This window comes from Streptococcus orisratti DSM 15617 (assembly GCF_000380105.1).
GTDB lineage: Bacteria > Bacillota > Bacilli > Lactobacillales > Streptococcaceae > Streptococcus > Streptococcus orisratti.
The window spans coordinates 1-2544 of the sequence record NZ_KB904528.1 but is presented as its reverse complement, the minus strand read 5'-3'; the positions used below and the strand labels follow the sequence as shown (position 1 = coordinate 2544).

Below are 2544 nucleotides of genomic sequence, written 5' to 3'. Positions count from 1 at the left end.
TTTAAGTGCTTGCTTTAATTCTTCGACTTGTGTTTGGGTAAGTTCTTTTGTCATAATACTATTATAACGCTATTTATGATTTTTGTTAAGTATTAATTTTCTTCTCCCATGGCAAATAAGCCTCCAGCACCTCTTTTTTTGCGAGTGTCTTCTCGTTAGGTAAGTGTTCTAGAAGATAGGTCATATATTTTTCTGCATCAAGACCGTGTCGTTTAGCAGTTTCCAAAAGACTCAGAATGACAGCTGTCGACTTGGCTCCCTCAAAGCTTTGGGAAAAAAGCCAATTTTTACGGCCCATAACCAAAGTCTTCATTGCTCTCTCAGCCATATTGTTAGACAAGACTAAGTCACCGTCCGAGAGAACGGTTCGGAAAGTGGTGTCGTAGTTGAGGCTATACTCTATTGCAGTACCCAATTTGGAGCCTGGCAAAACGGCCTGATTGCGACACCAGTCAAAGAATTCGTCCATCAAGGGAGGCAACTCTGTCTGACGTTTATGTAGCCGTTCCTCAGTAGACAAGTCAGCCCAGTCATTCTCCAAGGCAAACAGGCGGTCGCAATAGGCTAAGCCCTTGGCTCCTAAAGAAGTCTTGTCTGTCTTCTTTTAGGAGTCGCCTCAAAAAACTTTCTCCTGACATGAGACCAACAACCAACCAGCTGAGCCTTATCTAATTGGCGATAGGCTGACAGCGGTTCGCAGTTAACCAAGCTTAGCGTCGCTTCGCTCCTAAACCTTGGACTGCTATCGCATAGGCAGAACTAAAGGACTAAAGTCCTAAGTTACTGCCGTAACATATCACAATGTACATAGCCCGCATAGTCCCCTAGAAATTCCTCCACAACCAATCCACTCCGTCGTTTGTCATGATGATAGAGGGTGATGCCATTTTTCTCATGCTTCCCAGATAAGAAGGTCCAGTAGAAGGTCAACTGGCTATCATTTTCTAAGACCTTGTAGGAGGTTTCATCCGCATGGAGAATAGGTTGTTTCAGTAATTTCTCATGTAACAGGTTATAAATCGGCTCGAAATAATACTGACTAGACTTGATGTGCCAGTTGGCTATTTCCTTCCGACTGATGGGCAGACCCAGCTTGTTCCAATCCTCTTCCTGACGGTAATTTGGCACCTTCAGATTGAACTTCTGGTGAATGGTGTGAGCGATGATAGAGGCTGAACCCAAGCTGTGTGCCAAAGGTGCCTTAGGAACGGGAGCCTTGATAATCTTATCGCTTAGATTCTTCTGACTACATGCCTGACACTTGTAAGCATGTTGAACATGGTCAATCCGCTTTAATTGTGCAGGAATGAAGACCAACTCTTGTCGTTGAACAGTTGAGCCAATCTCCTTCAACTGACCATGACAGTCTGGACAGGTACAATCTTCGCCCTGCAATTCGTGATGAACAATCTCTGGAGTGAACTGGCTGAAAATAGCCTGACGAACTCCCTTAGCTTTCTTGCGTTTATAGGTGATGGTCTCTGTTTCAACTGGGTAAGTCAGCTTCTTCTTCAGGGAGACTTTCCTCCCAAAACAAGCTCAGCTGGCCGGGTTGATACACAACCTTCTCTGATGATTTTCCGTAGAGTTTCTGTCTCAGATACTCAACCTGTTCACGAAGGAGGGTCAATTCGTTGGTAAGTTGTTCAATCGTTGAGGTCTGTTGTTTAATAATTGCCAATAGCTCATCCATACGTTCGAGCCTCCTTCTTTTTATCTCATTATACACAAAGAAAAGCCATGATTTCAATAGAAATCACGACTTTTTGAAACATTTATTTTTGGACTGATAGAAAATCCTTTCATGAGCCAGTCCACCTGCTCGGAAGGGAGGGCTTTAACCTCCTCTTCATTGTTTGGCCAGGTCAATTTCCCATTTTCAAAACGTTTATACAATAACCAAAATCCCTGTCCATCCCAATAAAGAGCTTTGAACCGATCTTTTCGACCTCCGCAGAAGAGATAGACCTGACCGGAGAAGGGATCCAGATTGAATTGACTTTTAACAAGGTAGGCGAGAGAATCAATCCCTTGACGCATATCCGTTTTCCCGCAGACCAAGTAGACTTGACCTAAATCACTGAGTCGGATGGTCATAGTGTAGTACCTTGTCCAAAATCGTTTCCATTACTTCATGGTTGATAGATTGGAAGAATGTGACTTCCACCTTTCCGAGACGAATTTTCATCAGAATATCGTTTCTGCCTTTCTTCTCAAAGCATTTAGATTTGGGAACAGTCAGTGGTACGATTGGGTGTGACATAATAAATCCTCCAGTTATGTTTTTCTAACAGTATACTGGAGGAGGGAGTGATTGGATAGATACCTTGTTATTAGGCGGTTACGCCAGTCCTAACTTTAAGCCTGCCGGAAAGTCTTTTGAAGAACGTCCAGAGAGTATCAATAAGCGTGAGAATATCGGTGATTTTGAGATTGATACTGTCATTCAAACATGGGCTAAAAATGGGTGCTTACTGACACTATAGTTAATTGAAATAGGGATAGGNCAAAAGAGCCTCAAGAAAAGTATCGCAATTTGGCAAT

General features: G+C 43.0%; 3 protein-coding genes and 2 pseudogenes. 1 reads left to right on the top strand and 4 read right to left on the bottom strand.

From position 1 onward, the window contains the following. Positions 1-85: 85 nt before the first annotated feature. The 4 genes and pseudogenes from A3I7_RS14675 to A3I7_RS0111795 form a co-directional block, all read right to left on the bottom strand. Positions 86-1515: pseudogene (locus A3I7_RS14675) on the bottom strand (IS66 family transposase). Next, the gene (locus tag A3I7_RS0111805; protein WP_018376946.1) at positions 1487-1693 is read right to left on the bottom strand and encodes an IS66 family transposase; all 207 of its coding nucleotides are present in this window, start codon (positions 1691-1693) and stop codon (positions 1487-1489) included. The pseudogene A3I7_RS14675 and the gene A3I7_RS0111805 overlap by 29 nt, the downstream one beginning before the upstream one ends. Before the next feature lie 53 nt (positions 1694-1746). After that, positions 1747-2097, bottom strand: a complete 351-nt coding sequence (gene tnpB / locus A3I7_RS0111800) for an IS66 family insertion sequence element accessory protein TnpB (RefSeq protein WP_026217251.1) — start codon at positions 2095-2097, stop codon at positions 1747-1749. Continuing rightward, positions 2078-2263: a hypothetical protein gene (locus A3I7_RS0111795; RefSeq protein ID WP_018376944.1), complete on the bottom strand. Its 186-nt coding sequence runs from the start codon at positions 2261-2263 to the stop codon at positions 2078-2080. The genes tnpB and A3I7_RS0111795 overlap by 20 nt, the downstream gene beginning before the upstream one ends. An 82-nt stretch (positions 2264-2345) precedes the next feature. Between A3I7_RS0111795 and A3I7_RS14250 the strand changes: the two are divergent. Continuing rightward, positions 2346-2483, top strand: a pseudogene (locus A3I7_RS14250) (IS30 family transposase); the annotation flags it as partial. Between the last annotated feature and the right edge of the window lie 61 nt (positions 2484-2544).